The 6,006-nt window shown below is 35.6% G+C and carries 5 protein-coding genes; 1 reads left to right on the forward strand and 4 read right to left on the reverse strand.

All coding sequences use genetic code 11. The annotated features are described in order from the left end of the window. The 4 genes from lptE to miaB all read right to left on the reverse strand — a co-directional run. On the reverse strand, nucleotides 1-354 hold a 354-nt coding region (gene lptE / locus ACY65O_RS07045), incomplete at its 3' end, for an LPS assembly lipoprotein LptE (protein ID WP_462220145.1). A gap of 125 nt (nucleotides 355-479) precedes the next feature. Then, the gene (locus ACY65O_RS07050; RefSeq protein WP_462220146.1) at nucleotides 480-1,583 is read right to left on the reverse strand and encodes a hypothetical protein; all 1,104 of its coding nucleotides are present in this window, start codon (nucleotides 1,581-1,583) and stop codon (nucleotides 480-482) included. Nucleotides 1,584-1,706: 123 nt separating this feature from the next. Beyond that, nucleotides 1,707-2,942 carry a sigma-54 interaction domain-containing protein gene (locus tag ACY65O_RS07055; protein WP_462220147.1) on the reverse strand — a complete coding sequence of 412 codons (1,236 nt, stop codon included), beginning with the start codon at nucleotides 2,940-2,942 and terminating at the stop codon, nucleotides 1,707-1,709. Between the two features lie 36 nt (nucleotides 2,943-2,978). Continuing rightward, nucleotides 2,979-4,415, reverse strand: a complete 1,437-nt coding sequence (gene miaB, locus ACY65O_RS07060; protein WP_462220148.1) for a tRNA (N6-isopentenyl adenosine(37)-C2)-methylthiotransferase MiaB — start codon at nucleotides 4,413-4,415, stop codon at nucleotides 2,979-2,981. 160 nt (nucleotides 4,416-4,575) lie between these two features. On the opposite strand from miaB, the gene ACY65O_RS07065 reads away from it, so the two are divergent. Further along, a partial coding sequence (locus ACY65O_RS07065; protein ID WP_462220149.1) for a TonB-dependent receptor occupies nucleotides 4,576-6,006 on the forward strand: 1,431 nt, incomplete at its 3' end.

Raw genomic sequence — 6,006 nt, forward strand, 5'->3', positions numbered from 1 at the left:
CTTTTCATCAAGGCTGTTTTTAAAAATAAGGTGAAAAGAAATATTGAGGCGGTTTAAACTGGCATTGTTACCTGTAATACCCGTTGTGCTGGTGTAATATTGTGTAACACTTCCGTTAATATCGTAATGGGCATCGTCGCTGTTGGTTTGGCGAAGCCTTGTGGTATTAATAATTTTTTGCTTCAATTTTTCGGTTAACTGCGGCGCCAGTTGCACATTTACATACTGTGCTTTATTACTTAAAGGATTAACCCGGAATGTTTTTACTTCTTCGGGAATGGGGGACGTATCTTTAAAGCCATATTTGCAGGTGGAGTAGGAGAAAACAGTAAGTATAAGAAAGCATGCAGTCAATAACTTTAAGCTGCTTCTTAATCTATTTATATTCTTGTACTGCATTTTTATATAAGTAATACCTTAATTGGCTGCAAATTACTCAGATTATTTTAATCTTGTTGTTAAAGATTTTAAATAAGAAATTACCAAGTGTTCTTTTCTTTATTGGTGTCAATATAGGCTTCCATTGGAGGGAGGGTATAATTTTTTTTATAGTAATTTGCTGCATCCAGAGTAAGTGCCATTAAATTTTTATAATAAGGGCTGCTGTGTTTTTTTACTGCGTTCTCTAATATATACCGAAAATAAATATCACCATAATTATTTTTGTCTTTATTTTGGCTTCGGGCATAAATTTTTCTGTTTAAGATATCCGTTAATATATCAGCACTTCTTTTAGATCTATAAGCCGCTGTGGCAGAAATGAAATTTTCAAAAGCTCGGGCAAATTTTTCGTCTCGTATAAATTCGTCTTGCAAATATTTTTTTTCATAAAGGGCTAAAAGTTTTTTATAATATTTTTCTATAGAATAAAAATATGATGCTACAGGATTATCTTCAATGAGAGGGAATTTTTTATCTTCTTTCCTAAACCATTTTCTGTTCAGCTCTTTTGCGATACTACTGGTATCACTATTCTTTTTATATTTTGATAACAGCACTAAAAGTTCTTCTTCATAATTATAATGCCAGCGATATTTGTTTTCTACAATTTTTTTCAAAGGTGGATAATATTTCTCATCATTTTCTACAAAACGAGAGAGAAAAGTTACAGCATGTATTAAATAGGGATGCTTAGTTATAACTGTATCAACCAGTGTTTGAGTTAAAATAGAAGTATGCTTTCTGCTTTGATCAAGAAAATAGTCAGCAACAGTAGTGTTAGATGGGCCAAATTCACCTGCACAGTAAGAAATTATTGCAGTGTCATCTAAATGAGCATACAATATTTTATTTATTGAAGGATTATTTTTTTGACAAAGAACATTGAATGCATAAGCTCTTAAAAGAGGGTGTTGGCAAATAACTAATTTTTCCAGTTCTTTATTTGATGCTTTTTTAGAAAGGTAGGTATACGCACTTCTATCTGTAAAATCTTCACACATACCGCCGTTTTCCACAATTTTTTCCAAATGCACCCTTAGTTCCGGCTTAAAATCAGCAAGAGAATAAGGATATTTTGTTTTATAAGTATTGCAGGCGTTAAGTAGGATAATTATTACAGCAAACTTTAAAAGATAGTTCATAACAGGCAGTTTGATTATCCTTTAGATGCAGAATAGGAAATATTCAATAACAACTATCCAATAAAAAACATTCAGCTTGTAATTGCATGCTCTTTAAAGTCACATTCAGGGGATTTAGGGGCTTTATTCTTCAATATCATACTCTTTCAATTTTCTGTACAACGTCCTTTCACTAATCCCCAAATCAAGCGACGCATCTTTACGTTTGCCCTTATGTTTTTTCAATGCTTTTATGATCAATTCCTTTTCTTTATCCATAATACTTAACGATTCTTCTACATCTTCGTGCTGGTGAATATCGTTGTTATTACCCTGGTGTAAAATTACCGGTTGCGATGAAGTGCCGGGTAATACATTTCCATTATTGCTGCTGTATTCTTTTATGTCATCTGCAAAAACTGGCGCATGATTGTGGGCAATGTTGGGGTTCTGCAGTAAATCGTAAAACATTTTTTTTAATTCATTTACATCTTTCTTCATGTCGAAAAAGAGTTTGTATAAAATTTCTCTTTCGTTAGCAAATTCTGTTTGGCTAACCACACCTGCACCACCAGATAATACCGGCAACCTTGAATAATTATGTTCCGGTAAAAAACTTTTTAATTGCGTGGCATTAATGTTTTTATTCTGGCTCAGCACCGAAATTTGTTCTGCAATATTCTTCAATTCCCTAACATTACCGGGCCAGCTGTAATTAATTAACACATTTTTTGCCTCTTCATCCAGTTGTACCGGCGGCGCTTTATATTTATCGGCAAAGTCGGCAACAAATTTTCTGAACAGTAAAGGGATATCATCTTTTCTATCCCGTAAAGATGGCACCCTTATCGGTACGGTATTTAACCGGTAATATAAATCTTCTCTAAATCTTCCGGTTTGTGTAAATTCGATAAGCTCTTTATTGGTTGCAGCAATTACCCTGACATCTGTTTTTTGTACCTTGCTGGAGCCTACACGGATGTATTCACCAGCTTCCAGTACACGAAGTAAACGGGCTTGTGTACCTAAAGGCATTTCGCCAATTTCGTCTAAGAAAATAGTACCGCCGTTAACCGTTTCAAAATAACCCTTGCGGCTTTCCATGGCACCTGTAAAACTTCCTTTTTCGTGGCCAAATAATTCACTGTCGATGGTGCCTTCCGGAATGGCACCGCAGTTAACCGCAATAAAGGGATTATGTTTTCTTGCAGATAAGGCATGGATGATTTGAGAAAATACTTCTTTACCCACACCACTTTCTCCATTAATTAAAACAGACAGATCGGTATTGGCCACCTGTGTGGCAATATTTAACGCATGGTTTAATGCAGGCGCATTACCAATAATTGCGAAACGATTTTTTATGCTTTGTAAATCCATTAGGTTTGTTTTGCAAAGAACTTAAGATGCTCTTTGTTAATTAATTTTTACAGGAGTTCCAAATAATGTTCCTGCTGTGCACCTGTCAACTTTAATGTGTACATATTCACCTTTATTTAAATTCCCTTTTGGAAAAATGATTACTTTATTTTGATCATTTCTTCCCTGTAATTCATTCTCGTTTTTCTTACTCGTGCCTTCAATCAATACTTTAAATGTTTTGCCCACATCCCGTTGCATGCTATGTAAAGATTGTATGCGGTGCAGATCGATCATTTCCTGCAATCTTCTTTTCTTTACTTCTTCCGGTATATCATCTTTAAATCTTCTTGCTGCTAAAGTGCCGGGGCGTTCGCTGTAAAAATACATGTAAGCCAGGTCGTACTGGCAATACCGCATCAGGCTTAAAGATTCCTGATGGTCTTCTTCAGTTTCGGTACAAAAACCGGTGATCATATCAGTGCTTAATCCGCAATCAGGAATAATTTCTTTAATACGGTTTACTTTAGCAATGTACCACTCACGGCTGTATGTTCTGTTCATCAATTGTAAAACCCTGCTGCTGCCGCTTTGTACGGGCAGGTGAATATAATTGCAAATATTATCGTACTTAGCAATGGTAAACAATACATCATCCGTAATATCTTTTGGATGAGAAGTGGAAAAACGAACCCTTAATTCAGGAGAAATTAATGCTACCATTTCTAATAGCTGCCAAAAGGAAACTGGCTGCTCGTAAGCCCCTCCTTGGGAGGGGTTTGGGGAGGCTTGGTAACTATCTACATTCTGCCCCAGTAAGGTTACTTCTCTGTAACCTTCTTCAAATAAAGTTGCACATTCATTAATTATACTTGCAGCATCACGGCTTCTTTCACGCCCTCTTGTAAATGGCACCACACAAAAGCTGCACATATTATTGCATCCTCTCATTATACTTACAAAAGCATTTACGCCATTGCTGTTTAATCGTATGGGAGAAATGTCGGCGTAAGTTTCATCACGGCTTAATAAAACGTTCACTGCTTTTTGGCCGGTTTCTGCTTCTTCAATTAAACCGGGTAATGTGCGGTAAGCATCGGGGCCAACCACTAAATCAACCAATTTTTCTTCTTCAATAAATTGTGCTTTCAATCTTTCAGCCATACAACCCAGCACACCCACCAATAAACCGGGGTTGCTCTTTTTATATTTTCTAAATTCAGTTAATCTTTTTCTTACGGTTTGCTCGGCCTTATCTCTTATACTGCAGGTATTGATGAAAATTAAATCAGCATCCTCCACATTTTTAGTAGCACCAAAGCCATTGTTTTGTAAAATAGAAGCTACCACTTCACTATCAGCAAAATTCATGGCGCAGCCATAGCTTTCTATATAAAAATGTTTTCTATAAGCGTTGATATCATTAGCAAAAGGCGCATAAGCTTCTCCCTGCCTTACTTCATCATGTTCTTTATGTGTCAATAACTTCAGCATTTTGCTCCTTATTTTTTAAGAGGGCAAAGATAAATGAAATGATGCAGATTGTGACAGGATGGCAGAAGCTGATTTATATAAAATTATTAGACCGTTGATAATAAAAATGTCGTCTAATTAAGGTAATAAGATAAATTTGTTTACCTAAACATTACTTTAATTGAAATTTCTTTTCTTCTTTATTTTTTCTGTACTTTTTTTAGATGCCCTTGCCCAAAAGGATTCTGCCAAAGTAATTTCAAACCCCGGTATTATTATTGGCAATGTGCTGGATAACGAAAACTCAAAAGCCATCGCAGCCGCTACAGTTACGCTCAGTAAAATTGCAGACAGTTTATTTACAACAACTTTAATTACAGCTAAAGACGGCTCGTTTTTATTTGAGCAATTGCCTTACGGTTATTACCGCTTACAAATTAGTATGATGGGCTACAGTAATTTAAGGTTAGATAGTATTTACTTAAGAGCCGAACGGTACGATTTTGATTTGAACGATATTAAACTGAATAAAAAAACTACCGATCTAGAAGAAATAATTATTTATACCGAAAAACCACTTATTGAAAATAAAGATGGGAAAATAATTTTTAATGCAGGTGAATCTGCATTAAGCTCCGGCGCCTCTACCACCGAATTATTAAAACAAACACCGCTGGTAAATGTAGATAACGATGGTAAAGTGCAACTGCGTGGTAAAGATGTAAAAATATTGATTGATGATAAACCGGTAGAATTAAACGGCAAACAATTGCAGGATCTTTTAGAAAGTATGCCCGGCAGTATGATCGATAAAATTGAAGTGATGACTACACCACCACCGCAATATGCAAGCGAAAGAGGTGGCGTAATAAATATTGTAACTAAAAAAGGAAGAGTGGGTATGAGTGGCCGTTTAAATGTAAGTTATGGTACCCGTGGCGAAAATGGTATTAACGGTAACTTTGCTTACCGTAAAAATAAAATTGCATTAAACGTTAGCGCAGGTTTTGGTTACAACGAATTTGAAGGCAGCAGTTACAGCAACAGGCAAAATATTTATATAGATTCTGTAAATTATTTTAATACTACCGGCATTAACAGCAATAACAGTTTGCGGCCCAATGCAAGGGTTAGTTTTGATTACGAATTAAACAAACGCAATGCTTTTAATTTTACAGCATTTTACAACAGCAGTACTGCGGAAAGTAATAACAACAACCAATACGCCAATATTAACAGCAGCAATTTAATTTATAAGTTGAGTAACCGGTTTACGGCAACCAACAGTACCAGTGCTTCGCCAAATTTTAATACCACCTATACCAACAAAGGCAAAAAGCCCGGTGTGATTTTTAAAATTATTACCGGTGTAAATTTTGGCATTAATAATAACGAAAGAGATTATTACCAGCAATTTTTAAATCCTGATTATTCTTTTACCGGCACCGACAGCAGCCAGCAGCAGGATACTAAAATAAAAAGTACCACCATCAGCGTTCGTTTTAATTACGACAGACCGCTGAAGAGCAATAAATTTTATCTTAACCTGGGCAATGGGTTGATAAGAACCAACAGCCACAATATTTTAAACACCGTGTTTTTAAAAATGCCT

This window comes from Ferruginibacter sp., from assembly GCF_031430955.1.
Lineage (GTDB): Bacteria > Bacteroidota > Bacteroidia > Chitinophagales > Chitinophagaceae > Ferruginibacter.